The 25246-nt window shown below is 68.9% G+C and carries 18 protein-coding genes; 5 read left to right on the top strand and 13 right to left on the bottom strand.

Going from position 1 to position 25246, the window contains the following annotated elements; genetic code table 11:
• Nucleotides 1–155: 155 nt before the first annotated feature.
• From IT306_16700 to IT306_16660, 9 genes are all read right to left on the bottom strand, one after another.
• Entirely contained in the window at nt 156–2933 is a 2778-nt protein-coding gene (locus IT306_16700; protein MCC7370067.1) for an IS66 family transposase, read from the bottom strand.
• A 14-nt stretch (nt 2934–2947) separates the two neighbouring features.
• Entirely contained in the window at nt 2948–5224 is a 2277-nt protein-coding gene (locus tag IT306_16695) for a TniQ family protein (protein MCC7370066.1), read from the bottom strand.
• A gap of 3 nt (nt 5225–5227) precedes the next feature.
• The gene (locus IT306_16690; protein MCC7370065.1) at nt 5228–6283 is read right to left on the bottom strand and encodes a TniB family NTP-binding protein; all 1056 of its coding nucleotides are present in this window, start codon (nt 6281–6283) and stop codon (nt 5228–5230) included.
• Nucleotides 6280–8367, bottom strand: coding sequence for a transposase (locus IT306_16685; protein ID MCC7370064.1), 2088 nt, complete (start codon nt 8365–8367; stop codon nt 6280–6282). Before IT306_16685 ends, IT306_16690 begins: the two co-directional genes overlap by 4 nt.
• 9 nt (nt 8368–8376) lie before the next feature.
• On the bottom strand, nt 8377–9033 hold the full coding sequence (locus tag IT306_16680) for a TnsA endonuclease N-terminal domain-containing protein (GenBank protein MCC7370063.1): 657 nt from the start codon (nt 9031–9033) through the stop codon (nt 8377–8379).
• Nucleotides 9034–9523: 490 nt separating this feature from the next.
• Nucleotides 9524–10177 carry a DUF3105 domain-containing protein gene (locus IT306_16675; GenBank protein ID MCC7370062.1) on the bottom strand — a complete coding sequence of 218 codons (654 nt, stop codon included), beginning with the start codon at nt 10175–10177 and terminating at the stop codon, nt 9524–9526.
• Nucleotides 10174–10719, bottom strand: a complete 546-nt coding sequence (locus IT306_16670; protein MCC7370061.1) for a BON domain-containing protein — start codon at nt 10717–10719, stop codon at nt 10174–10176. The genes IT306_16675 and IT306_16670 overlap by 4 nt, the downstream gene beginning before the upstream one ends.
• A 146-nt stretch (nt 10720–10865) precedes the next feature.
• The gene (locus IT306_16665) at nt 10866–11186 is read right to left on the bottom strand and encodes a helix-turn-helix transcriptional regulator (GenBank protein MCC7370060.1); all 321 of its coding nucleotides are present in this window, start codon (nt 11184–11186) and stop codon (nt 10866–10868) included.
• A 33-nt stretch (nt 11187–11219) separates the two neighbouring features.
• The gene (locus IT306_16660; GenBank protein ID MCC7370059.1) at nt 11220–12200 is read right to left on the bottom strand and encodes a J domain-containing protein; all 981 of its coding nucleotides are present in this window, start codon (nt 12198–12200) and stop codon (nt 11220–11222) included.
• 446 nt (nt 12201–12646) lie between these two features.
• Between IT306_16660 and IT306_16655 the strand changes: the two genes are divergently transcribed.
• On the top strand, nt 12647–13720 hold the full coding sequence (locus IT306_16655) for a hypothetical protein (protein MCC7370058.1): 1074 nt from the start codon (nt 12647–12649) through the stop codon (nt 13718–13720).
• An 89-nt stretch (nt 13721–13809) separates the two neighbouring features.
• Here the strand turns inward: IT306_16655 and IT306_16650 are convergent, their stop codons facing one another.
• Complete coding sequence (locus IT306_16650; GenBank protein MCC7370057.1) at nt 13810–15354, bottom strand: glycosyltransferase family 39 protein; 1545 nt, start codon at nt 15352–15354, stop codon at nt 13810–13812.
• A 156-nt stretch (nt 15355–15510) separates the two neighbouring features.
• Here IT306_16650 and tatA point away from each other — a divergent pair, with 156 nt between their 5' ends.
• The gene (gene tatA, locus IT306_16645) at nt 15511–15960 is read left to right on the top strand and encodes a twin-arginine translocase TatA/TatE family subunit (protein ID MCC7370056.1); all 450 of its coding nucleotides are present in this window, start codon (nt 15511–15513) and stop codon (nt 15958–15960) included.
• Nucleotides 15961–16045: 85 nt separating this feature from the next.
• Here the strand turns inward: tatA and IT306_16640 are convergent, their stop codons facing one another.
• Nucleotides 16046–17263 (bottom strand): aminotransferase class V-fold PLP-dependent enzyme, encoded by a 1218-nt coding sequence (locus tag IT306_16640; protein ID MCC7370055.1) that lies wholly within the window; start codon nt 17261–17263, stop codon nt 16046–16048.
• Nucleotides 17264–17680: 417 nt separating this feature from the next.
• Here IT306_16640 and IT306_16635 point away from each other — a divergent pair, with 417 nt between their 5' ends.
• The 3 genes from IT306_16635 (at nt 17681) to IT306_16625 (ending at nt 22870) form a co-directional block, all read left to right on the top strand.
• Nucleotides 17681–19735 (top strand): hypothetical protein, encoded by a 2055-nt coding sequence (locus tag IT306_16635; GenBank protein ID MCC7370054.1) that lies wholly within the window; start codon nt 17681–17683, stop codon nt 19733–19735.
• Nucleotides 19735–21438 carry a glycosyltransferase family 39 protein gene (locus IT306_16630; protein ID MCC7370053.1) on the top strand — a complete coding sequence of 568 codons (1704 nt, stop codon included), beginning with the start codon at nt 19735–19737 and terminating at the stop codon, nt 21436–21438. The genes IT306_16635 and IT306_16630 overlap by 1 nt, the downstream gene beginning before the upstream one ends.
• Before the next feature lie 85 nt (nt 21439–21523).
• Nucleotides 21524–22870 (top strand): DUF2029 domain-containing protein, encoded by a 1347-nt coding sequence (locus tag IT306_16625; GenBank protein ID MCC7370052.1) that lies wholly within the window; start codon nt 21524–21526, stop codon nt 22868–22870.
• 141 nt (nt 22871–23011) lie between these two features.
• Here the strand turns inward: IT306_16625 and IT306_16620 are convergent, their stop codons facing one another.
• Together IT306_16620 and IT306_16615 are read right to left on the bottom strand one after the other, a co-directional pair.
• A complete protein-coding gene (locus IT306_16620) occupies nt 23012–23389 on the bottom strand; it encodes a hypothetical protein (protein ID MCC7370051.1) in 378 nt (125 codons plus the stop codon).
• A 103-nt stretch (nt 23390–23492) separates the two neighbouring features.
• Nucleotides 23493–24818 (bottom strand): AGE family epimerase/isomerase, encoded by a 1326-nt coding sequence (locus tag IT306_16615; protein ID MCC7370050.1) that lies wholly within the window; start codon nt 24816–24818, stop codon nt 23493–23495.
• Nucleotides 24819–25246 lie beyond the last annotated feature (428 nt).

The raw sequence follows: 25246 nt of genomic DNA, 5'->3' as shown, positions 1-25246 counted from the left end.
AGGGTTATTGAGCCTGTCTCAGAGTTAGTGCTCCTGCGTCTCAGGATTCGTGAGACTCAAGGTGGATAGTGGCGGGGCCGGGGCTGCGTGGCAAGCCACGAGTTGCCAAGCAGCCCCGGCCGCTGAGACCCGCAGCATCTGATGCGGTGGTCGGGCTACGTCTCCACGTCGATGGTCCTAGCAGGTTTCCCAGCGGCAACGACCGAGCTTCGGACGCGCTTGGCCGCCTTGAACCTATCGATGTCGTTCTCACCAGAGAGCAGGAACTTCAGCACCGATTTGTCCTGGAACCGGCAGGTTTGGGCGAGCCCCAGGAGCAGCAGGTACTGCGGCGCGACCGAGGCAAAGAAGTGGCCCGAGATCTTTCGTTGTACGGCGAGGTGCCTGATGGCACGTTCGGCCATGTTGTTGTTCCAGGGGATGCCATCGTACTCGAGGAACGTGAACAAGCTCTGCCGGTACCGCTGGAGGCGCTTCTGGTAGGTCCGGACGAGCTCGGAGCGGTACGCTCTGTCAACAACGGTCTTGCGGTAGAAGCGATCGACCTGCTTCCTGAACTTGCCGAGGTGACGGGTCTTCAAGCCGTACTTCTGGGCGGCTTCGAGGATGGGGACCAGTAGGTCCCGCACGGCCTGGACGAAGACCTCGAGCTCGGTGTCGAACGGAGCACGCCAGAGATCCTCGTTCAAGTCACGGATCAGGTGGACCAGGCATCGCTGCTGGCGGCAGTTGACCGCGTCGTAGCCGGCATAGAAGTCGGCGATGAGGATGCCGGTGTAGCCCTTCAGCACCTCCTGCACGATCGTCGCCTCTCGGGTCACGGTCAACCGGAAGAGGACGTGCTTCCCATCGGTGAAGACCCAGACGTACTGGTCGGTGCCCTGGATGTTGATCTTGGTCTCGTCGGCGTGGATGAACGGGCTCTCGAGGAGCCGCTGCCGGCAGAGCTCCTCGGTCTCGGCATAGTAGTCGGCAAAGGATCGTAGAAAATTGGCGATGCTTGCTTCGCTGATGTGCTCTCTGAACTGCTCCTCCAGCACCTGGACGATGGCGTGGTAGGGCAAGCGTAGGACGAGACGCTGGTAGAGCACCCAGGCCTTCAGGCCGTGTCCGAAGACCCCAGAGCCGAGGGCGCGAATCTGGGTTGGCAAGTACTGATTCCCGCATTTGGGGCAGTACCCCCACGGACCCACGTACTTTGTGATCGTCTTTCTGCAGCCGCTGTTCGAGAAGGTCAGGTCTATGATCGTCTTCTCAGCCAGCTTCGTGGTTGGCCTCAGCGGGGCGTTTCCGCACATAGAGCACGTTTCGCGGGCAGGCACCTGAACGATCTTTCCAGCCTTGGGCACACGGCGGCTAAAGCCTCGATGCGCCGGTTGGGCCCCACGTGCCCGGCGCTCAACAGGCGCCGGGCTGCCGGTCCGACCGAGGCTGATCTTCGCGCCCTCGTAGCCGGCGTGTGCCGATCTGAGAATCGCCCCGAACTGGCTGTGGATCAGCTCGCCGGATTCGGTCGCGTAGCGCTTGGGCCGGGCGGCGAAGTCGATCGTCGGCTCGGTGGAGGCGGCGTCGCGCAGCCGCGTGAGCTCATTAGCCAGGGCCAGGAGCGCTTTGCAGTCTTCCTCGTTGTACGTCAGCAACCGCTGCTTGTCATCGGGCGCCCCGGTGTCCTCCCACCGTTGCCGCCAGACGAGGCTGAGGAGACCGGATGCCTCCGGTTCGGTCCAGGACGCGCCAAGGAAGCGGCCGATGTCTTTCAGGCGATTCGACCTGATCGGGAAGTAGATCTTGCCGTAGACGGACGCGTTCAGGTTGATGAGGCGTTGTTCAAGCCCCGTGTGATCGGTATGGTATCGCTTGGCCATCGTCGTCATCGCCTGCTGGTCGTACCGTCCGTAGTGGTAGATGGGCGCGTCGGGGAAGTCGTCGAGGGCTGCCAAGAGCTGGCGCCAACTCTGCTCCTCATCCTCCGGCGCGTCAGCCCAGAAGGCCCGGTAGGTGGTGGTCCCGGCCTGGTGCACCAGAAGCCCGAAGAGGTAGTACGCGCGCTGATCCGGGACGCCTTCGACGTCCAGGAACAGCTCAGTCTCGTGTCTGGTCAGTACGGGGAGCTCGTGCAGGTACGTCTTCCCGGTCCGAAGCGCGAGAGCCTGGAGCTCGGGCTGGTGCTGAACCGGTGCCTTCGGTGCGCGCTTCCCTCGTCGACGAGGCTTGTAGACGTAGGAGAGCTGGTTGACGGTGAAGATGCCGCGATTGTGGTAACGCTGCCGGGCCTTGGGCGTCATCCGGTCCAGCAGACTCAGGTCGTCATCGCGTTCGGCCTGGGCCAGGCACCCGACCCGGAACTGGCATTCGTGGCAATGCTGGTTCAAGATCACGGGTGGCGGGTCGGCCGACGGCGCTCGCTTCCAGGCGCGCAGAACCTCGACGATCGGGGCGATCTGCCCGTAGCGCTTCGCCAGCGGCACGCGGTGGGTCTGTTCGTCCAGGCCGACGATGGTGCCCGTCGGCGGCAACGCCCGCTGCAACCGCCCGAGCACGAAGCCAACAAACAGGAGCTCGAGCTGCTGTTGTTGGCTGATCGTGCGTGTGCCAACGACGATCGTCGGCTCATAGCGATGGGCTGGCATCGACGCAGCCCGCGTGACCGGCATGAGAGCGTCGCAAGGCGCTTCGAGATCCTGCACCCGGAGCGTAACCTCGGTAAGGATCTCCCGTCCGTTCCCGGGCAGCTTCCCGGCGTACGGCCTCGCGGCAGGGTGCTGCTGCTTGAGACGGCCGATGAAGCCGGCCCGGTTCTCGGCCTGCTGCCTCGCCAGCATGGATGCATAGGCGTGCGACGAGCCTTCCTCATCCGTACAGAGAAGTAAGAACGCCTTGCGGGGGCACTGACGGTGGGCGACGATCACGTCCGGGGTAATGGGCTTCGGCATGGCTCCTCCGGCGGTCAGCAGATCTGTTCGCACGTCTCCCCGTCTCGTGGATGGCATGCGCTCGGTGGGCGATCTTTCCGCAGACGGAGGAGATCCTCCCGGGCGAACCAGCGCTGCTTGCCGCCCATGTCCGCGAGCGGAGCGATCCGTCCGGTCGCGGCCCAGCGGGCCAGCGTTGATTTGGCCACGCCGAGCAGCGTCACGGCTTCGCCGAAGGGCAGGCGCTCCGCGCGCCACTGCACCAGAACCGAGCGATTGAAGACGTAGGCGTGCGCGTTATCGACCCCGGGGCCGCTGACGGCGGTGAGCCGACCGTGCCGCGTCCACCGCTGGATGACGTCCGGGCCGACGCCCAGCAGCGCCGCCGCCTCCTGGCTCGTCACGTGCTCGTCCCGGAACTGCTCGACCGTGCCCCGCTCGAAGAACTGAGCGTGCGAGTTGATCGGCACCGGGGTGAGCAGCCCACGAGTCACCAGCCGCTGGAGCGCAAGCTCGGTGACCCCGAGGCGACGGGCCGTCTCGACGCGATCGAGCCAGTCGTGCTCGGCTTTGACGCGGGCGGCGCAGGCTTGCACGTCGGCCGGGGAGAAGCGCAGGTCGCCGAGTCGCACGGGCGTGGTGGCCGGATGGTAGGCCGGGAGCCTGCCCTCGGCCACCTGCGCCAGGAGCGCCGCGGCGTTGAGCCCCAGCACTCCCAGCACCCGTGCCGCCCCGGCGAGCGTCAGGTACGCGGGTGCTTCGGCCGTCGCGGGGGTTGGCAGGGGCCTGACCTGCGCGGCGACCCGCGCATGGGCGGCCACGATCGCCGCGCGGTTGAAGCGCCAGCCCGGTCGGTCGTCGGCGAACTGATGGGGCGGTGGGAGGAAGCCGCCGGCGATCAGGTCGGTGACGACCCAGTAGGAGACGCCCAGGATGGCCGCGGCTTCCACGCGGGTCGGCTGGTCGCGCCACGCCTCGCGCCAGGCGAGCACCTCCGCTCGGCCCAGCAGGGTGGGCGGCCGCGCGCGTCCGGAATCGACCGCCGCGTACGGCGTGAGATGGCCGCCCTGGAGCAGGCGCTTGACCATCGCCACGTTGGTGCCGATCAGGCGGGCGGCCTGGCGAAGATTGGGGTACGGCAGCCGCGCGATCAGGTCGGGGTCGCGCCGGCAGCGGCTCAACTGGCTGATGGCATGGACCCGACCGTAGCGGTCCAGCAGGTACCGATCGAAGGCGTCGTGCAGGAAGCCGAAGCTCTCGTGTCGCCAGCGGTACCCGAGCCACGCGCTGTACAAGATGCCGAGTCTGGGCGCGAGGCCGACGGCCGGCGGGTCGGTCGTCGACCCGCGCTCGGTGTAGGCGTCGAGGAAGTCGTAGAACCCTTGTGGCCAGTCGAGGAGCGCCTTGAGCGCAGTCGCGTACAGGGCGTACGCCTGCTCGGGCGTCAGCGCGAACCCCGATGACGCACCGGCCGTCTCCGACCACGGCTGATGCAAGTGGGACCACCCCGGCCCGGCCCCTTGGGCAAGCAGGCGCAGCCCGTCGACCGCCCGGTAGGCGACGGTGATCGGCAGGTCCGGCAGCGGGAAGCGCGGGTCGCCCGTCGGCGACTCGCCCAGCAGCCAGGTCTGGACCACCCGTTGCGCGAAGAGCCCGAACCGATCCGCGGCGACCGACGCTCCGGAGCAGGAGGTAAGATCGGCACCGCACGAGGCGCAGGTCGTGGTGACGATGGCCGGCACGGTCAGTGCCGCCTCGCACCGCTGGCAGCGGTCGACGAGCAGGCACCGATGACGCAGGCAGGCCGCGGCGGCCTGTGCAGTCCAGATCAGCCGGTGGTAGGCGGCCTCGGCCAGGCAACGCGGGCAGAACGCCCCGGCGTCGGGCGGGCGCAGCCGCTTCTGCATCGATCCCATGCCCAGCAGTGGGACGACGACGCCGTCGGGCAGCGTGAGCGTCGGCGCAGTCTGCTCCGGCGGCGTCAGCGTCGGGGCGAAGCGGTGGGTCGTCGCCGCGTACACGTCGGCGACGCTCGCACCGGTCAGCGCCGCCAACCGTCGAAACGTCTCGGCACGGGCCGGATGCCCCGGACGATCGCGCAGCCGGTCGGGCGTGCGCTGCGGACCCAAGACCAGGCTCGCCAGCAGGCCCGGCGAGCCGTCGTAGCCGTTGGCGACGTCCAGACGCACCAGCCAGGAGGGCAGCGATTCGTCGAGTTGGAGCGGTGGCCGGCTGAGCAGGCGGCCGGGCAGCGTGGGTCCGCCAGCGTGCGCCCCGACCGGAGCGCAGGGGCCCGGATGGGCCTCGCCCACGCGTCAGCCCGGGCCGTGCGCGCGGCGGCGCGACCGCCGCGTCACCGCCTCGACCGGATCGGGCGCGCCCGGTGTGCCCCGCGGTTCAGATCTGGAGACGCTGGCGGACCGGGCAGGACCGTCACGTGATCCCGTGCCCCCGCTCGGAACGGCGAACGGGTTGGGCCGGGGCGCCAGGTGCTTCGCCAGCCGCTTCTCGAAGGTCAGCCGGAGATCGTCAAGCTCGACGGCGCTGCCGCCGCGCTCGAGGGCCAGGAGCTGGGCGTAGCGCAGCAGGTTCATAACGTTGGCGACGACGCCTCCGGTCGCGTCGTAGATCAGGCCGAGCAGCGCGGCCCGGCTGAGCGCCGTGGTCAGCGGCAGACCGATCGCCCGCTCGGCCAGGAGCACGAACCGCCCGAACTGGGCCACCGAGTCCGCATCGGCCGTGTCCCAGGTGAACGGCGCCAGCGTCTCCCGCGCCGCGAACAGCCGCGAGAGCTGGTCGTTCGCACGCAGGATCCGCTCGACCTGGCCGTCGATCCCCACCACCAGGAACGGCACGCCCGAGTTCTTGATCAGTACCTTCAACCAGTCGGAGACCAGCGCCAGGATCCGGTTGGTCTCACGTTCGATCACGTGATGGAAGTCGTCCAGGATCACCAGCTCGACTGCGCAGGCCCCAAGCAGCTTGACCAGGCGGGCGTTCATCGCGTCGAAGGTGCCCCGGTCGGCGGCCGGGTCGCCCAGCCGCTCGAGGATCGCTGAGGCGGCCCACTTCGGTCGGATCGGCGACGGCGTCTCGACGTAGAGCACCGGGATCCGGCTCCCGGTCGTCGTCTCGATCCTGGGGAAGGCGGCGGCGTAGTGCCGGATCAGGGTCGTCTTGCCGGTCCCGGTCGCGCCTTCGAGCGCCATGCACTGCGGCTCATTGGCCAGCCGTGAGAGCTGCTGGCAGCGGCTGATCTCCCGGTGCAGCGCATCGAGGCGCGGGTAGCTGATGAAGGCGCCGTACGCCCGCGTGATCGCGCCCGCCCCGTCGTGGCTGACGCGGTCGATGCCCAGGCTTGCCGTGCTCATGCCTCGACCTCCTCTCGTGGCCCACGCTCAGGCTCCTTGCCCGACGACGGGAAGCTGAGCCGCCAGCCCGCGTCCTCCGGGCTGAGCGTTGCCAGCAACGCCTCCAGCTCGTCGTCGGCTGGGCCGGTCTCGTCGGCGGGGTTCGAGGTGGTGCTCTCCTCGGGCGTCCGGCCGGCCCGCTCGCCCGACGCCGGTGGCTCAAGGTCGCGGAACGGCGCGCCGCCGGTCGTCCAGCGCGCCAGGCGGGCGTTCGTCCGCTTCCGGTCCCGGGCCTGCTCAACGATCTGCTGCATCGCGCGCTTGGCCCGGCCCAGCCCTGCCAGGTCGAGCCGCTCCTGTTCGGCTAGCACCTGCGCCCGCAGCACCCGGTGTTTCCAGAGCGAGAGGCCCTCGGTGTACTGCCGCGCCAGGGCGGGGATCTCGAGGTACCGCTCGGCATAGGGGTCGAGGACGTGGATCCGGCTCAGGTCGCCCGGGTGGTACTTCACCGTGACCTTCTGGCCGGGTTTCAGCCGGTCCCGGAGCGCTGCCAGCTCGGCGCCGTTGTACCGCAGCGCCTCGAGCTCGATCCCGTACGGCTGGACGGTCCGCTGCGTCACCCGACCGAGCAGCACCTTCAGGTCGTCGGCGCTGCCGGGCACGTACGGCAGGAAGGCGAACGGGTCGGCGCTGAGCGTCGCCCAGCGGTGGGCCGGCGTCTCGCCGCCGAGCCCGGCGTGCTGATCCATCGCGTAGCGATCGACGATGAACAGGTGGAGCAGCCGATCCAGGTCCCGCATCGAGAGGCAGGCCTCGTCGACGCTGTCGTAGTCGCCGCGCGCTCGTGGGTTGGCGAAGGTCGTCCCGGGTAGGGTGGTGAACAGCCCGGTGTCGAGGGTCGAGAAAGAGCGCTCGATGCTGCCCTTGAACTCCGGGGTTCGGACGGGCGTCTGCTGTAGCGTGATGCCCAGCGTCAGGCTAGCGTCGCGCAGGTCGCGCCCGATCAGCTCCCAGCCGTTGTCGGTCACCAGCACGGCCGGGACGCCGTAGGCCAGCCACTCCTGCTCGCAGCCGTAGCGCTCGCGGCTGCTCTCTTTCGGGCGGATCGCGTGGTAGAGGCACTCCATGACCGCGTAGTAGCTAAACGGCTCGAAGCCGAGGTAGTAGCCGAGCGGGTAGCGTGTGGCGACGTCGAGGCAGTAGGTCAGGACCGGGCGGCCGAGCGGCAGGTTATCGTGCTCGTCGATGACGATCACCGGGATGCGCGTGTGGTCGATCTCGACCCGCGCCAACGGGCGGTCCGGCTCCGTCGCTTCGCCCCACTGGGTGAAGTGGCGGCGTGCCGCGTGCTGGCCGTGCTTGGCGGTGAACGTCGCCTGTGCGTCGAGCGCCGCGACCCGCCGCCCGATGGTGGCCCGCGAGGGCACGCTGAGCCGCTCCGCCTCGGGCCGCTCGGCGTTCGTCTCCGCAATCCGGCGCGCGACCTCATGCAGGAGGTCGTCGATGGTCACCCGCTCGCGCTTGAAGTACAGATCGTTGATGACCGCGCTGACCAGGTCGTCGATGGCGGCAAGGCGCGAGCGGCCCGTGCCGCCGCGTCGCCGGGTGGCGGGGATCAGGGCGCGGACGTCGTTGCCGGCTGAGACGTACCGCTCACGCCAGCGGTAGACCGAGGCGACGCTGACCGTCCGGTGCAGCGTCCGGTTGGCCGGGGCAGCATCCCAACCGCGCTGTACCGTCCGCACCCGCTCCTCGACGAGGTGGCGCGGCCAGGCCTGTGGGCCCATGTTCAGCAACGGCTCCAGGACGGCCAGGCGATGCTCGGCGACCGCTCGCAAGGACGCCGGATACGCCTCCCAGGGCGAGAACCGCTCGATCGGAACACGGTCCCCATCAGATGGCTGTTGCCCGGGCCGGCTCGTGGGAACGAACGTCAGGTCGCCGGCGAAGAGCGCTCGCCGCAGTACGTCCTCGGCGACGGTCTGTTCCGCCCCATCTCCTACGGCGCGGAGGGTGACCATCCCGTGCGGCTGATGGTTGGTGACGGTGTAGACCCGGTCCTGCCAGGCCACGCAAGCCCCGGTGACGAAGCGATGCACGCCCATGGCACCCTCCTACTCCGTGGTCTGGGCGCTCTGCCGCGCCGGGCGCCAGACGGCGGTCTTGCCAGTGATCCTGGCGTCGTCGAGCGGAACGATCAGCTCGTGCTGGTAGGCGAGGTGCAGGATGGCCGGCACCATTGCGCTGGCCGGCTCATGCAGCGCCACCCCGTCGGCCAACTGACCGAGCGTCAGCGGCCCGTGCGTGGCGGACACCACCCCGAGGATGCGCGTCCGGACCGCCGGCTCGACCGGGTAGCGCGCGAACTGGGTTAGGAGCCGGACGTTCTCGACCCGGCACCCCTGACGGATCTCCCGCTCGGTGACGACCTGGAACTGGTGGCCGTGCTCGGCTGCCCACGCTTCCCCGGCGGCGAACTTGCGGCGATTCTCGTCGGTGCCCACCAGCGCCAGCGGCTTGCACTCGATCAGCAGCTCGTGTCCGCCCTGGCTGACCCGGAAATCGGGCGTGTAGCGATGGGTGCGCCCGGCGTGCTGGTAGGTGATGGTGAGCGGCTGCTCCTCGAACGCGGCCACCTCTTCGTCGAAATCGAGAAGGTAGAGGTAGTCGCACTCCAGCAGGCTCTCGTAGGCGATGCTCCGGCGCATCTTGTAGGAGGCAAACCAGCCGATGGTGTTGCCACCACGGTTGGACGGCGTGCGGACTGGCATCGCTCCCTCCCCTCGAGTGAGGTGAATGGAGCACTATCGGCCAGACCGAGGCCAGTCTCAAGAACTGTGAGACAGCACGCCGTGAGGCCGCCCGCGACGACCGCCCGGCGCACGATCTCTGAGACAAACGCCGCGTATCCGGCCGTCCAGCCTCACTATCTGCGAGACCCTACAGCTGTCAGTCGTCGGTCCTCAGCGATGAGAAAAGGGGCGGTCCGGAATCTCCGGACCGCCCCTTTTCTCATCGCTGAGGACTGATACCTGAAGACTGAGAACTCGCCTACTACTCCACCGCGCAGAAGGCGGCATCATACCAGTCAGCCCGAGCGGAGCGAGCGTGCGAGCGGAGTGGAGGGATCTTCCTCACGCCAAGAAGGAGAAGATCCCTCCACTCCGCTCGTGCCTCGCCGCGGTCGGGATGACGGAGGGGTGTGCTCGTGCCTCGCCGCGGTCGGGATGACACACCCGTCACATCCAGCATGGCAACGTACTACGGTGTCGGGCAGCGCAAGTTCTGGCACTCCGGCCCACGGTTGATGCGCTGGTCGTAGAACTTGAGGATCTGGTCCTTGTCGAGCTGATCCTGCTCGAGGATCCAGCCCCACGCCACCACCGCGATCCTGGTGTCCATGTCTGTATACGGCAGGATCACCGCCCGCGCCCCGCCACGCTGAGTGTTGGGCGCGAGCGGCAGCTCCGTGTACAGATCTTTCAACTGCTGTTCGAGGTCCGGGCAGGCAGACGCGCAGTTGTAGAGAATCGCCACGGCCCCATGCTCCAGGTTGTGAAGCCAGCTACCGGTTGGTGGGGCCGGGTCCATGAACCCGTAGCTCTGAAGCCAGGTGTTGTAGTGCGGCCCCGATGCTGGCGGGCGCGACTTGTAGACCGGCATCGTGCCGTCCGCGACATGATCGGCGCCCTCGAGCGCCACCGCCCGCCCAATCGGCGCGATAGACCCGCTCATCAGCCCGAACATCTGCGTGCTGACGCCAATCGCCACGACGCCGACCAGCAACACGGCGGCCACGACCAGCACCAGGATCTGGGTCATGCGTGCGCGCCGCTGAGCGAGGGCCGCCTGCGTCTTGCGCTGCTCGCGGGCAGCCAGGCGCTTCTCGCGCTTCGTCCCGACTTCTTGACTCATGCGGCGCCGGGCTCCTCCGGCGTCGCCACCGCCACCGAGCTGTTCGCCGCACCGTACGCGACGCCGTTGGTGGCCAGCACGGCCTTCGGGGGCAGTACGCGCAGGTGGCTGGTCACCGAGACCACATTCGGCACTGAGGCCGCCAGCTCGACGACGCGCTGCGCCGTCTCTTCAGACGGCATCTCGCCGGCCAGCACCGCCACGCCGTCGCGCGCCTCGATGATCGGGCAGGTCGGGCCAAGCTCCGAGTCGGCAGCGATCGCGTCGGCGACCGCTCGCACAACTTCGGGATCAGCGATCAGCTCGTTGCGGACAGCGCGAATCCCTGGCACGCGGAGCAACATGTACTCCGAGATCTCCTTGATCGCCAGGGTCCGCACCCGACCATTGAGCGTCACCAGCCCGTCGCGCACCGAGATGTCGAGCACGGGGCGCGTCGCACGGAGCGGCTCATAGTCCCAGAGGGTCTTGCGGATCGACGCATGCAGTTGACGCGCAGCCTCCGGCTGCTCGTCGTCAATTCGAAACATGTCGTGGGCCATAGTCGCTCCGACTCGGGGTCGCCCCGTCAAAGGTGGGGTGTCAGAGAGTCTACGCCCGGGCGGACCCGGACGGATCGCCGGACGCCGGAAGCGCCGGTCGCTGGCGTAAGGATACCAGGATCGGGGCCGCCGATCCTGGCACGTTGCTACCTGGCCGATTCGGCTGGCTTGCCGCGCATCCCCGCAGCACGGTCCGTTCGGAGCGCTTCGTTCTCGTGCTCCAGCTCGCGGATCCGCTCGGTGAGCTTCAGGATCACGTCGACGCCGGCCAGATTCACGCCGAGATCCTCGATCAGCCGCTTGATCTGCTGCGCTCGCTCGATGTCCCGCGCCGAGTACAGGCGAATGTTCCCACGCGAGCGAGACGGCTCGATCAGGCCGGCCCGCTCGTAGTAGCGGAGGGTCTGCGGGTGGACGTTGAGCAGCCGGGCCGCCACGCTGATGACGAAGCAGGCCATGTCGGCCATCTGCTCCTGTGCGCTGGTGCGTTCAGCCATGACCTAGCTCCCCCGCAACGCCGCCAGCTCGGTGAACAGCTCGCGCTCGCGCTCGGAGAGCCCCGTCGGCATCACGATCCTGATCTCGGCGTACAGATCGCCGCGCGAGCCGTCGAGCTTGTTCATGCCCTGGCCGGCGAGACGAATCCGCTGGCCATTGTTGGTCTCCGGCCCGATCTTCAACGCCAGCCGGCTGCCCTTCACGGTGGGGACCAGCACCTCACCGCCCAACACCGCCGTGTACAGCGGCACCTCCACCTTGACGGTCAGGTCGTCACCCTCGCGCACGAAGCGCGGGTGCGGCCTGATCGAGACGACCAGAAACAGGTCGCCGGACAGGCCACCAGCGATGCCCGGGCCACCCTTGCCGGCGATCCGCACGCGCGCGCCGTCTGCCACGCCAGCCGGAATCTTCGCCTCGATGGTCAGCGGTGCGCCGCTGGTCGGTGTGATCTGGATCAGGCGGGTGGTGCCGGCGTTCGCCTCTTCAAGGGTCAGGCTGACGGGATGGTCGTAGTCCTCGCCGCGCTGTGGTCCGCCCCGGCGGCCAGCCCCCCGACCCATCCCGCCGAGGATCTGGTCAAACAGTCCGCCCAGCATGTCGTCGTCGACGGTCGCGCCGCCGCCAGTCTGGGAGCCGCCGCCCCAGGTGAACGGACCGGAGCCGAAGCCGCCCGACCCCGCACCGAAGCCGCCAGACCCAAACGGCCCGGCCCCAGCCCCGGCCGAGCCAGCGCCCGACTTGCGAGCCTGCTCGATCTTCTCGAAATCGTGGCCCCAGCGGTCATACAGCTTGCGCTTCTCAGCATCGCCGATGACCTCGTAGGCCTGGCCGATCTCCTTGAACTTGGTCTCGGCCTCTTTGTTGTTCGGGTTCAGATCCGGATGGTACTGCCGGGCGAGCTTACGGTAGGCCGCACGGATGTCCTTCTCCGAGGCCGACCGAGACACACCCAGCACGTCGTAGTAGTCTCGCCTCGCCATGCCGGCTCACCATATCCCATCAGAAAGTGCGGGGCGGCCCACGCCTGGAGCCTCCCACGAGCCATTCTAGATCCTTGATAACGTTGTTGTCAATGCTTGGGCCAGCCTGGCCGTCTGCTCTTCTGTCACACTGGCTGCAGAGGTCGATATGTTTCCCGTGGACGCAGCCCGTCCTGGGCACGCATCGGTCGTTCCGGCGGCCCGGCCGCGCCCCTTTCGAGTGGCCGCCCGGCCGCGACGCGCCTGTGTCGGCCTAGTGGTCGGCCTGTGACGCCGCACGGCGCGCATGTCCGCCGAGCCGCACCTAGAATGGCCCAAACCTCGTGCCTCAGGCGGCAAATGCCGCGCCAGGACCGTCACGCCTCACCCCTGCGCCGCGACGTTCAGGCGCGCCGTCCGTCTACCGGAGGAACGCCGTTGCTGATGCCACCACCGGAGTGCTCGCCGTGAGACGCACACCAGTCTACGATCCGTTCGACGACCGCGACGACGATCTCCCAGCGGAGACGCCGGAGAACATTCGGCGCATCCCCACCACCCCTGGCTACGACCGCGTAGTCCGGCGAGCTGACGTCCGCCCCATTCGCACGGCCCGGCGACCGGCGCCGGGCCGGGGACCGGATCCCCGGGTCTGGTTCGTGCGGGGGGCGATTGGCGTGGCGGCGCTCGCTGGCCTGTGGCTCGGCCTTCAAGCGATGTTCCCCGTGACCGAGTCGCAGCTGACGCAGACCCCAGCAGCGACCGTCGTCGTGCCGGCTGACGCCAGCGCCGTCGGCGCGCCGGAGCCGCCGGCGGCGGCAGCGCAGCAGCCCGCACCCGAGGCGAACGCGGCGCCGGCCGCGCCACAGGCTGCCGCACCGGCCCCTCCCCCGGCGCAGCCAGCGGCGACCCAGCCGTCCGTCGAGATCGCGCCGGCCGTCGCGGACCGGCTGCCGGGTCTGCCGGCCTCAGGCGCGTCCCAGCCACCGGCAGCCGCCCCGGCGCAGCCGGCCGCCCAGGCCGCCGCAGCCGCGCAGACGGAGTCGCCGGCCCAGCAGCCAGTCGGCAAGCCGACCCTCGCACCGATCCCGCCGCCACCTTCGAGCAATGTGCAGCCGAACAGCCCAGCCCAGCAGGCTGCCGCGCAGGCCCAGCAGCAGGCGGCGGCCGCCGCGCCGAAGCCCCAGGCGCCGGCCCCGCCACCAGCGGCGCAGGCGACGGGTGGCCCGTTCGAGCTGGCCGCCAGCGCCTCACCGGTCAACCCGATCTCTGAGAACGCCGTCGTGACCATCAGCGTCAAGGCGACGCAGAACGGCGCGCCGCTGGCCGGCGCCTCCTGCATGGCGACCGTCTACTTCCGCACCAACACCATCAAGCAGCCGGACGGCGGCTTCCGCACCAACGGCAACGGCGTGGCATCGTTCACGCTCGACGCCAAGGGCTCGACCTACGGCCACTACGTCCCGGTCGACGTGACCTGCAGCGGTCGGGGCGGCGCGGTGACCGCGCGGACGGGCTTCACGCCGGTTCGCGGACGCTGACGACCGCCGCTCTGTCAGCCGTCAGCATCGAGAGGGTCCGAGGACTGGCAGTCCTCGGACCCTCTCGACGTTCAGCGGCCTCGTCGGACTCACCGTACCCGGCGTGGCGGGTCGAGTTGGTAGACCCGCGCATACAGGATGCCGTTGATCCAGACATCTTTCACGGGCGGCACGCCTGCGACCTCGGGTGGCGTATGCCCGCGCTGCGCGGCGTTCACGTAGTCCACTACGTGTGTCACCGGGCGTGGGTCGCCAAATTGCGTCACCGTCCCCTTGACCATCCCCTGAAAGTTCAGCTCCAGCGGGAAGTACACGGCGATCAACTGGCGCTCGGGGTTCGGCTGGGCGTTGAGGTAGTCGGCAACCTGGTCCAGCCCCTCGGCCCAGCCCACCAGGATCATCCGGCCGGCCGCCGGGCCGCCCCCGACCAGCGGGTTGTAGTAGGCCAGCGGGTACGGCGCGACCATGGCCAGCGGAATGGCCTGTCCGATGGTGAGCGCCACCAGCGCGCCTGCTGCCAGCAGGCTCCGCTGCGCAGCCGAGAGGCCGGCCCGCACGATGTACGGCGCGATCCACTCGCCCATCGTCCAGAGGCCGAGGCCGGCCAGCAGATCCAGTGAGGGGAAGATCGGCAGGGTGTACCGGTCGAGCTTCTTGCCGGCCAGCGAGATGAACAGGATGAAACCGATCCCTGTCAGCAGCAACAGGAGCGTCGGTCGGCGCTTTTCGGCGGGCGGCAGCAGGACGGCCAGCGCGATCATCCCCGCCAGCGCCAGCGGCGAGATCCGAAACATCACCGCCACCGGGTAGTACCACGGTCCCGGATCGGCCACCGGCTGCCCCAGGAAGAAGTTGCCCGGGCGATGCTCGGAGCTGGTCTCGAGGGTGAAGCGCACGAACCGCTCGACGGACGCCATCGGCGCAACCCACAGCGTCGGCCAGAGCAGGAAGACGACGGCCACACCGACAGCACCGGCCAGCAGAAGCATCCTGACGACACGTGGCCAGGGCCACGCCTCTCGGTCCACCAGCGGCGCGGAGAGCGCCACCGCTGGCACCAGAACGCCAAGCACAAGCGAGGGCGCCTTCGTGAGGACCGCCAGTCCAGCAGCGATACCGCACAGGATCAGGTAGCCGATGCCGCCGCGCGCCCACCAGTAGACACCGGCCGCGAGCATCGCCAGCGTCATGAAGCCAGCCGAGAGCCCGTCCACGTGCACCACCTGCCCGTGGGCCGCCAGAAAAGGGTCGAGTGCCAGAATCACGCCGCCGATCAGGGCTGGCCAGAGGCCGAGGAGGCGCGCTGCCAGCCCGACGATCCCGACCAGCAGCAGCGAGTTGACCAGGATCATCGCCAGCCGCGCCCGGACCAGCAGGTCCATGAAGCCGGGCGTTCGGGTGACCGGGTTGTCCTGGGTTGTGATGCCGGCCAGCCGCTCGGCGTCCGGTCCGATCCCCGCCCGCGCGATCCACATCGTGGTGACCCCAGGATGGCCGCTCTGGAAGGTGCGGGCGAGGTCGCCCTGGCGCAGCGCCTGGGCGAAGTTGCCGGTCCGGCGCATCCAGTTGTCTTCGTCCGGCGTCACAAAGAGCGACAGGCCGACGGTCCTGGCGCTGAATGTCAGGACAAACAAGACGAAGAGGGCGGCGGCGCTCAGAAATGGTACCTTCGGCCGCGCAGGACGCTCTATCCTCTGACTGAGGGGCGATACCACGTAGCCAGCGCCTCCGTTGAGTATGGTACCATAGCGTGCGTCCGGCCTTCGGCTGTGACAATTATCGGGAGGGACATGATGCCGACGCTGGGGGCCCCAGAGCTCATCATCATCCTCGTCATCATCGTTTTGATCTTTGGGGTTGGAAAGCTTCCCGAGGTCGGCCAGGCCCTCGGCAAGGGCATCCGGGAGTTCCGGGGCGCTGCTGATGGTTCGGTGGAAGACGAGACACCGCCAGCACCCGCGGCACCGGCTCGGCCGGCTGCTCCAGCCGCTCCGGCCGCTGTTGAGGCGCCGAAGACCGCACCGGCTCCGGCCGCTCCCGCGGCGGTGACGACGCCTGTCGCCACGCCGGCTTCGGTCAACTACACCGTTGAGGACGGTGACACGCCGACCAGCGTCGCCGCGAAGCACGGCGTGACCGTCGAGCAGCTGCTGGCCGCCAACGGCTGGAGCAAGGCTGACCGCGTGCTCTACGAGGGTGACAAGATCCAGGTGCCGGCCAACAACACGCCGGTCGCCTAGACTCTACGCCCGACGCCGAACCGTTCAAGCGCCCTGGCAGACTGCCAGGGCGCTTCGCGTTGCCCGCTGAATCCTGCCCGGTCGCTCAGCGTTCGGACGCGAGGATCTCGCCGACGGCGCGCGTCAGCCGCTCGATGTCGGCCTGCGTCGTGTAGCCCTGCGCCGATACCCGCACGAACCGCTGGCCCGCCCAGGCGACAATCGGTGCTTCGACCCGGTACTCGTCGTAGAGCCGGGCCTTGAACGCCTTCTCGTCACCCGGCGGCAGCGGGATCGCGCCCAACTGCGCGAACCAGGCCGGCGAGTCGGGCGTCAGCGGTGGCAGCCCGGTGATCTCCGCGATCTCCTCACGGGCCATCCGCACCAGCTGGTGGCACTCGGCGCGAACACGCGGCCAGTCGTTCGCCTGCAAGAACTCGATGGCTGCTGGCACCGTCAGGAACGCCGAGATGTCGCGCGTGCCCTGGTACTCCTGCTCGTCCACGAACCGCGAGCCGCTCGGGTCGCGGGCCTGCCAGCCCCAGCTGACGATCTGCGGTTCCAGCAGGTGCTGAACGTCCCTCTGGGCGTACAGAAAGCCGGCCCCCTTCGGCGCGCACAGCCACTTGTGGCAGTTGCCACCGTAGAAATCGGCCCCCAGCGCATGAAGGTCCAGGTCGACCTGGCCCGGGGCGTGCGCGCCGTCGATCACCGTCCAGATGCCGGCCGCCCTAACCCGCGCGATCAGCTCGGCAACCGGCAGGATCAGGGCCGTGGGCGAGGTGATGTGGCTGAGGAACAGCACTCGTGTGCGTGGCGTGACACCCGACCAGACCGCTTCGACGACATCGTGGGGATCGTCGAGTCGGCTCGGCAGCGGCTGGTTGACGTACCGTGCCCCCGTCTTCTGGCAGACGAACGTCCAGGTCCGGTCGAGCGCACCGTACTCGTGGTTGGTAGTCAGGATCTCGTCGCCCGCGCGCAGCGGCAGCGAGCGCGCCACGACGTTGAGGGCCGCCGTCACGTTCTGGAAGTAGACGACCTCGTCGGCGTCCGCGCCGAGGTACGCTGCGAGCGCGGCCCGAGCCTCGGCCATCAGCGCCGTCGCCCGCCGCCCGATGAACTCGACGGGCTGCTGTTCCAGCTCAAGTTGCCACGCCTGGTACCGCTCGAAGACCGAGCGCGGGCAGGCCCCGAACGAGCCGTGGTTCAGGAACGTGACGTCAGGCCGCAGCAGGAACTGGCCGCGCAGCTCCTGGTGACGGGCGTCGGCCGCGGCGTCATAGGCGAGGTCGGGCGGCAAGCGGCGTGGCGCGTCGGACATCGGAACTGGCCCCCGTTCGCAGGTCTGCGCCGCCAGCTAGCCCCCCGCCGAGTCGCGACGCAGCCCAGTGTAGCCCGGTTGCCTGACCGCCGTTCAGGCAGGCGGGCCGTATCTTGCCGCCGCAGCAGGGCGATTGCACGGTCACTGGCGTTCCCGAAGCGCGACGGTGTCGGGTAGGCGGGGCTTTCAAGCTCCGACGACGCTGCACGATGCGCTCATCATGCACGTGGCCTGGGCGCCGCGAGCGATTCGGTGGCTCGGCGGCCGGACCGTCTGATACAGTCACTCAGTCTTAAGAGGCTGGCGCAGAAGGCGCGCCTCCTGGTGAGCCCTACTCGTGGACAGAGCGACCCGACTGCCAGCATGAGCTTCGCCGAGCCACGCTCTGTCTCCTCGCCATCGGACGCGTTGCCGCGCGTGACGGCTCCCGCGGTCGCCAGCGGCGACGCTGTCGCTACGGGCGCTGACAGCTTCGTCCTCTCAACTCGCCGGACGCTCGCCTTGCTCGGGGCCATCGCCCTGGCGGCCCTCTTCATCCAGGGCGGCGTATTCGTCCACAAGACGTGGCTCTGGACCGGCGACACCATCTACCACCGCGCGGTGATGGCCGAGATCCAGTCGGGAGAGCTGCTGCCGGGTGGACCGTACGCCGGGCTCCCCGCCTTCTACTCGCCACTCTTTCACTACACGGCGGCGGCCATCGGTTCGCTGGCCCACATCGAGCTGACGGAGGCGATCCGCGTCATCTCGATCGTCTTCGCGCCGCTCACACCGCTGGCGGCCTACTGGCTGGCCCGCGTCCTTGGCCTGGACCGGCCGTCGGCGCTGGTTGGCGCGTTCTTCTCGACGTTTGCAGGGGCGATCAAGACTACCGAAGATCGGGTCTGGGTGGACGCGCTGTTCGTCGGACAGCACAACTTCTTCCCGGTCTTCCCGCGCGACATCGCCTTCCTGCTGCTGCCGCTCGGGCTGGGGTGCGTCTACCGAGGCGTCGTCGATGGCTGGCGGCCGGGCGGTGCGCTGGCTGGCCTCGCCTTCGGCCTGATGATCCTGGCCCACACCCAGACCGCCGTTTTCGCCGCGCCGCTCATCGCGATCTACTTTGTGCTGGTGCTGCTGCTGCGCCGCGACCTGTTCCGTCCGATGGTGAACGTGAGCATCGTCACGACCGCCGTGGCGCTCGGACTCTCAGCCTTCTGGTGGATCTGGCAGCTGGTCGAGCTGGCGCAGAGCGGCTCGTTCAGCGTCAACATGCCGGCCTATCGGGTGCCGGTCAAGCTGGCCCTCGAAGAGTTCCCGGCCGAATTCGGCGTCTTCCTGATCCTGGCGCCCATCGCCCTCTACTTCTTCGCGCAGCGGCTGGTGCGCGAGCGCTCGCTCGCGGCGCTGCTGCTGCTCACGTGGTTCCTGGTTCCCGTCGTGCTGGCGATCTTCCGCCCGACTGGCTTCCCGGGCGGCGACACGTTCTTTCCGCGCCGCCTCTGGCAGTTCGCATCGCAGCCGCTGATGCTGATGGCCGGTATGGCGCTGGTCGTCGGCATCCTTCGGCCGCTCAAACCGCGCACGACGCTGGCGGTCGGAATCCTGGTCGCGGTCGGCCTGGTGGCGTCGGTCCCGGGGTCCATCGGCACCGCCGAGCGGGTGGGCGAATTCTGGAACCAGCCCGAGTTCGCCGATCAGCGCTGGGAGCTGGACGGCAACTTCGCCTTCGGTCCATTCCTGGCCGCCGAAGCCCGCCGAGACGGCCCGCGCACCGTCCTCGCGCCGACCCCCGAGGCGACGCTCGTCTGGTACTACGCCGGCCAGAAGGTCGTGTACCTGCACCCGACCGCCGCCATCAAGCTCGCCTACGACGTGCAGCGCATGACCGGCTTCGGCGAGGCCGAGCGCTCGAACGATCTCGTCCGCGCCTACAACGGCGATCCGGCCACGCTCGTCAGCGTGGCCGAGAAGTACGCCGCGCGCTACGTGGTGCTCAAGCAGCTTGGCGACCGGCTGGCCGGCGTGGATGTGCCGGCCGATGGCCTCGTCTCGGCGGAAGGCGCGCGTGGGACTGGCCAGCTCGTCGAGACCAACCACTACGAGTACCTGCGCGTCTCTCCCGACAATCGCGTCGCGCTGGCGATCAGCAGCCCCACCGACCGCACCGCCACCCTGGTGCTGCGCGCCAAGCGCCGCAATCAGGCCCGTGCCGCCCTCGGCACGCTGACGGTGAACGGCGTCTCCACCACCATCGCGGACAGCGAGCTACCCCGGGATACCTGGGCTGACGTTCGGCGCGACGTCCAGCTGCGGGCTGGCCGCAACGAGATCCGTCTGGAGAGCGCGGCCACCCTTGAGCTGATCCGGGTGACCGCCTACTCGCTGTCTCTGGCTGACCTTCCGTCGAGCTGGAAGGTCGTGCACGACGACGGCTGGTACGTCGTCCTCGACACGCGGGGCGGCGCGGCCACGGCGGAGCGCGCCCGCTGATGGCGACCGCCACGACCGCCGGCGGCTCACACAGCATCCCGCCAGATCGGCTCAGCGCGCGTCTGCCGCGCGCCCTGACGGCGAATCCCGGCCGCGCGTTCGACCTTGCCGTCGTCGCGCTCATCGCACTGTACGTCGTGGTGCTGATGCCCGGCCTGACCCGCTGGCCGCCGCTCATCAACGACGAGGGCCGCGAGGCGAACCTGTTCTGGGCCGCCGCCCGCGTGGACCCCACCGCCGAACGGATGAACGCCCACCGGGGATTCTCGACCTGGGGCAATGGCGGCTTGCAGGGCGCGACCGCCGCGCTGATCTTCCGCCTGTTCGGCCTGGGTGTCTTCCAGCTGCGGCTGACCTCGCTGCTGTGGGGCGGCCTCGTCCTGCTGCTGATCTACTGGGTCGGCAGACGGTACTGGAATCGGCGCGTCGGGCTGGCAGCCGCCGCGCTGATGGCCATCTCGAACCCGTTCCTGGTCGCTACCCACACGCTGCGGCCGGACATCCAGGTGGTTGCCATCGTTCTCGGCGCGTTGCTGCTGGCCGAGCGTGCCCTGGACTCCGCTCGCCGCCGACCGCTGGTGTACGCGTTCCTGTCCGGCCTGCTGCTGGTGCTGGTCGTGGACACGCACCCGAACGGCATCGCGTTCTTTCCGCTGGTCGGGCTGGCCTTCCTGCTGCGCCTCGGCTGGCGGGATCTCTTGCGCCGGCCGGTGTTCTGGGCATTCTTCGGCGGCGGCGTGGCGGCGGTCGGCTACTACCTGCTGATCCGCTTCGTGCCTGACCCGGCCGGCTTCGTCGGCGGGCTGAGCTACTGGGTCGGCGTGGACAAAGCGCCGCCTGCCGCCCGCGCCACCGGCGGCATCGCAGCGAAGCTCGCGGCGATGGTGACCAACGAGATCGCCCGCTACCAGGACTACTTCGGCGAGGAGCCGTTGGAGCTGGCCGTCGTGCTGGTCGGCCTGGCCGGCGGCCTGTGGATGGCCGTTCGCGGCTCCTACCCGGCCCGCTTGATCTGGCTCGGGTTGCTGTTCGCCGGCGCGTTCTTCATCGTGGCCGTCAGCACGAAGTCGAAGTACTACATGCTGCTGACCTATCCGCTGTACATGCTGCTGCTGGCGCGGGTACTGGAGCGGGCGGCGGTCTGGATCGTGGGTCGCACGTCGCTGGCGCAGCCACATGAGGCGGTGTCGCCGGCGCCCACTGCCGGCACGCCTGTGGTCGCGGCCTCATGGTTGCCGGCCGCTGCCAGCGCCGCCCTGCTCGCGCTGCTGGTCGGCGGCGTGGCGATCTGGCCGATGAAGCTGGAAGACCGGGCCTGGGACAACTACATCCAGGCCCGCCGCTACCGGGCCGGTCAGGAGTACACCCAGCTCACCAGTCAGCTCAAGGAGCTGGCCGGGCCGGGTGCGCGCATCCTCGCCCCGCCGCTCTACTGGGTCGGCATGTCGGAGCACCCGTTCGTCGATGTCTACGTCTACGAGCGGCTGGAGCGAACCGACGGCATGTCCGCCGCCCAGTTCCTGGACGAGGTGCGGCCCGACTTCGTCATCACGGATGCGAAGATCGCCACGGATCGGCGCATCGAACGGCTGCTCTACAACGAGTTGGACCGCCGCGCCACCTACGAGCTGGTGGTCCGTCACAAGAACTACGGCGACGTGGCGATCTACCGGCTCCGTCAGCAGACGCCGGCCGGCCGGTGACCCTGTACGCAGCACCTGCCGCCCCAACGGCTCGTGTATGCATGCGAACACTCGGCTGTGGAGGAGCATCCGGGCGCGGGGGAGCATGGTGCTGCGCATAGTGACGCCGCGAGTCCTTTGGCGGGTTGACGCCGCCGTCGCGCTGGGTGGGCTGCTGCTCGTGGCTGGCCTTGCCTGGATCGTTCGGCTCTGGGCGGGGACGCCACCCGACGGAGTCTGGGTCGACTACGACCTGTACGCGCACGCGGCGTTGACGCTCGTGGCGGGCGGCGATCCGTATGCCTTCCAGGTTCCCGGCGAAGACGGCGCCGTGCTCTACGGATACGTGTACCCGCCAGCCGTGGCCTGGATGGTCGCGCCGCTGGCCCTGGCGCTGCCGGGTCGGAGCGGACACCTCGTGTGGTCGCTGTTCTGCCTGGTCAGCTTCCTGGCCAGCCTCGTGCTGCTGCTGCGTGCGTTTCGGCAGCCCGTCCCCTGGCCCATCGTCGGGCTTGTGGCGGGTGCTGCGACGCTGGCATACGCCGTGCGCGACAACGTCTATCACGGACAGCTTGACCTGCTGCTCGTCCTGCTGGGCAGCGGCGGCCTGGTGCTCCTGGCCAGGGGCCGGCCTGTCGCCGCCGGACTGCTGCTCGGGCTAACGGCGTCAGGGAAACCGTTCCTGGCCGTGCTGCTCCTCCTCCTGTGCTGGCGGCAGCAGTGGCGCGCCACGGTCAGCATGTGCATGACAGGCGCCCTGATCCTCGTGGCGTCCTTCTTGCCGAGCCTCGGCAGCGGACTGACGCTCGTCGACGCCTGGGCAGGTGCATCGCGGTACGCAGCGTCGCCTGCCTTCGCTGCGTTCCCCTACAATCACGCGCTCTCGGGCCTGTGGCTGCGCCTGTTCACGGACACGCCGTTCGCCACACCCTGGGTCGTCAGTCCGTTGCTGGCGTCCTTGGCGAACGCCGCGATTGCCGTCGTCGTCGGCGGTGTCTGGCGCTGGTCGATGCCATTCGGTCCGCTGGCTGCTGGCCCAGACGAGGCTGCCTCGGATCTGGTCGAGCAGCCGGGCCTCGTCCTGCTCGCCGAGAGCGGACTGCTGCTGAGCCTGCTCTTCGTGTTCGGCCCCCTCTCAGAGCTGAACCACTTCTTCATGCTGTTGCCCGGCCTGGTTGCGGCCTTGCGGCTGGCGCTCTGCTCGCCGAGCCGCTCAGTCCGACGACGCTGGCTGCCGGCCGCCGTGGCCTGGAGCGTGTTCCTGCTCCTGCTGGCCGGCCCGCTGCGCGTCCTGAGCTGGGGTCACCCCATCGAGGCGCACCTGAGTGGGCCGGCCGTGTTGCTGACCGGCCGCGTCGGATTCCTGCTCCTCGCGGTCGCCATCACCGTCGCGTGGTGTCGCTGGAGCCAGCGAGCGGCAGAACGCGCGCGGCTCGGTGAGTCCCCTCCGTGAGCATCAGCACGTGAGACGAACCGCATTCTGTCGAAATGTCAATTCTGTCAGAGAGGGAATCCCGCGCCAGTCGCTCTGCCTCGTCTGGCCAAGGCCACGTTCAGCGCGCCTGACCGCTCGCGGCACCGAGGCGACGGCGCACTACGCGTCTTCGACGCGCTCCACTTTGACCCGCGTACCCGAGCGGAAGCTGTCGAACTCCTTCGGGTTGCCGTCGAGCTTTCCGAACACCGTCACTGGATTGGCCGGTCGGATCTCGTTGCCCCGGCTCATCGGAGTCGGCCCCCAGAACAGGCAGAACGCGTTGCCCGGCTCCCAGTAGGCGAGGTCGCCCGCGCCGACGGTCGCCTGTCCCTTCTCGGTGCCGGTGTGGACGGGGATCGAGAAGTAGATCTCGTCACCCCAGCGGCTGCCCGAGATGTCGAACGGGAGGGCATCCCAGACCAGTTCGGCCGTCTGCGTGTCGTTCAGGGTCGCCGTCTGCACGACGTTCCCCACCGAGATGCGAATCTTCCTCATGTCACCCCTTCTTCTGGTCGCACTGGTCCGCGACGATCTGACCTTCTCTGGTACTGTGCAGCGGGCCGCCGACACGTGCCGCTGTGCTCGGCTACGTTCGCGGTCACGACGCGGCGGCGAGCAACGCAGCCACGCGCTGCATCATCGCCTGTGACAGCGTGTAGATGTTCCGGTCGAGTCCGTACTGCTCGCCGGGCCGACACAGCACGGCGAACTCGTCGCGACACGGGAACAGACGGTAATAGTAGCCGCCGTCCGAGCCGACGCGAAATCGCGCTTCGAGCGTGTCGTAGTTTGCGCGCGCCCGATCCAGCCAGAGCCGGTCGCCGTCGGCCTGATACAGCTCGATCAACGCCTCGGAGATCCAGACGCTGTACGACGGGTACTGGTCGGGCACGTCGGCTTCGAGAGTGTAGCCGCCAAGCTCCGGCTGCCAGAACAGGCGATCGGTCGCCCGGGCGATCTGCCGGGCGCGGGCCAGATAGGTCGTGCCCTCCGGCTCGATGCGGTGCAGCGCCAGCAACGCCTGAATGACAATCGCCTGGTCGTAGCCGAAGTAGCGGTCCGTCTTAACGATCTGTCCCGGGTTCCGCCGCGAGTAGCGCACGCTGTACGCGTACAGCTGGTGGTGCTCGCTCCAGAGGTACCGGTCCAGCCACGCCAGCGAGTCGAGCGCATGCTGGCGGTAGACCGGGTCGCCGGTCTCGGCGTACAGCTCGGCCATGACATAGGCCAACAGCGCCGTCGACTGAGCCGGTTTGCCCTCCCCAAGGCCGTCGCGCTGGTTTGTCCACCAGAGGCCGCCGCCGAACTCGCCGTCCCAGAGGCCGGCCGTCAGCGGGAACTTCGCGGCGCGGACCGCGCCCTGCATGGCCCGCGCACGGATACGAGGATCCTTCGTGACCCGCGCGATGTCGAGGAAGGCCAGCCCGATAACGGCGTTGTCGTCGGCGTAGACATCCTGGAGCGTCGGATTCGCGCCGTCGAGGTCGGCGCGCGGCGCATAGCCCGAATGAGACGGACTCCACAGCCACTCCATCCAGGGCAAGGCCTTCTCGACCTGACAGCGGTACGCGTCGTCGCCGCCGGCGACCAGCGCGGCGTCCGCCCGCACCTGGAGCGCGACGTACCAATGGTCGGCGATCAAGTTGTTGAGGAGATCGCGGCGATAGGTCAGGTACGGGGCCTGTTCGCAGGACTGCGTGCCGCCCGCGTAGGCAAGGTGTCGCCAGGTGTAGGCCTGCGTCTGCAGGGCCAGGCCTCGATAGTAGACACGGGCATCGGCAGCCCGGGACGTGACGAGCGGCGCGGCCGCATACGCCATCAATGCGATGCCCACGACGAGGAAGCCGATGCCGAGCCAGCGTCCGCGCGCCATTGCGCCGAACTCTACCAGGATGCCTCGGCCCCGCGAAAGCCATGCGATCATCTCACGTGCAATCGCCCTGCTCGCCGGTCACGGCCGGCGGCCACGGCCGGCGAGCAGGGCGATTGCATGTTCATTGGTGTACCCGAAGCATCATGGGACGGGCGGTCGGGGACTGAAGTCCCCGCCTACAGTCATTCAGTCGCTGCGCGACGGCCGCCGGGAACGGCAGGCACTGGTGCGACTGGAGCGTCGCGCAGCGACTGCATGCGTGTAGGCGGGGCTTTCAAGCCCCGACGCGGCGGCACGACGACATCGACATGCAATCGCTCCGGTTCGTGACTCAGGGCGATTGCATGTTCATTGGTGTACCCGAAGCATCATGGAACGGGCGGTCGGGGACTGAAGTCCCCGCCTACAGTCACGCCGTCGCTGCGCGACGGCCGTCGGGAACGGCAGGCACTGGTGCGACTGGAGCGTCGCGCAGCGAC

It is taken from the genome of Chloroflexota bacterium (assembly GCA_020850535.1).
Taxonomy (GTDB): Bacteria; Chloroflexota; UBA6077; order UBA6077; family JACCZL01; genus JADZEM01.
This window is presented reverse-complemented; position numbering and strand designations above follow the sequence as displayed.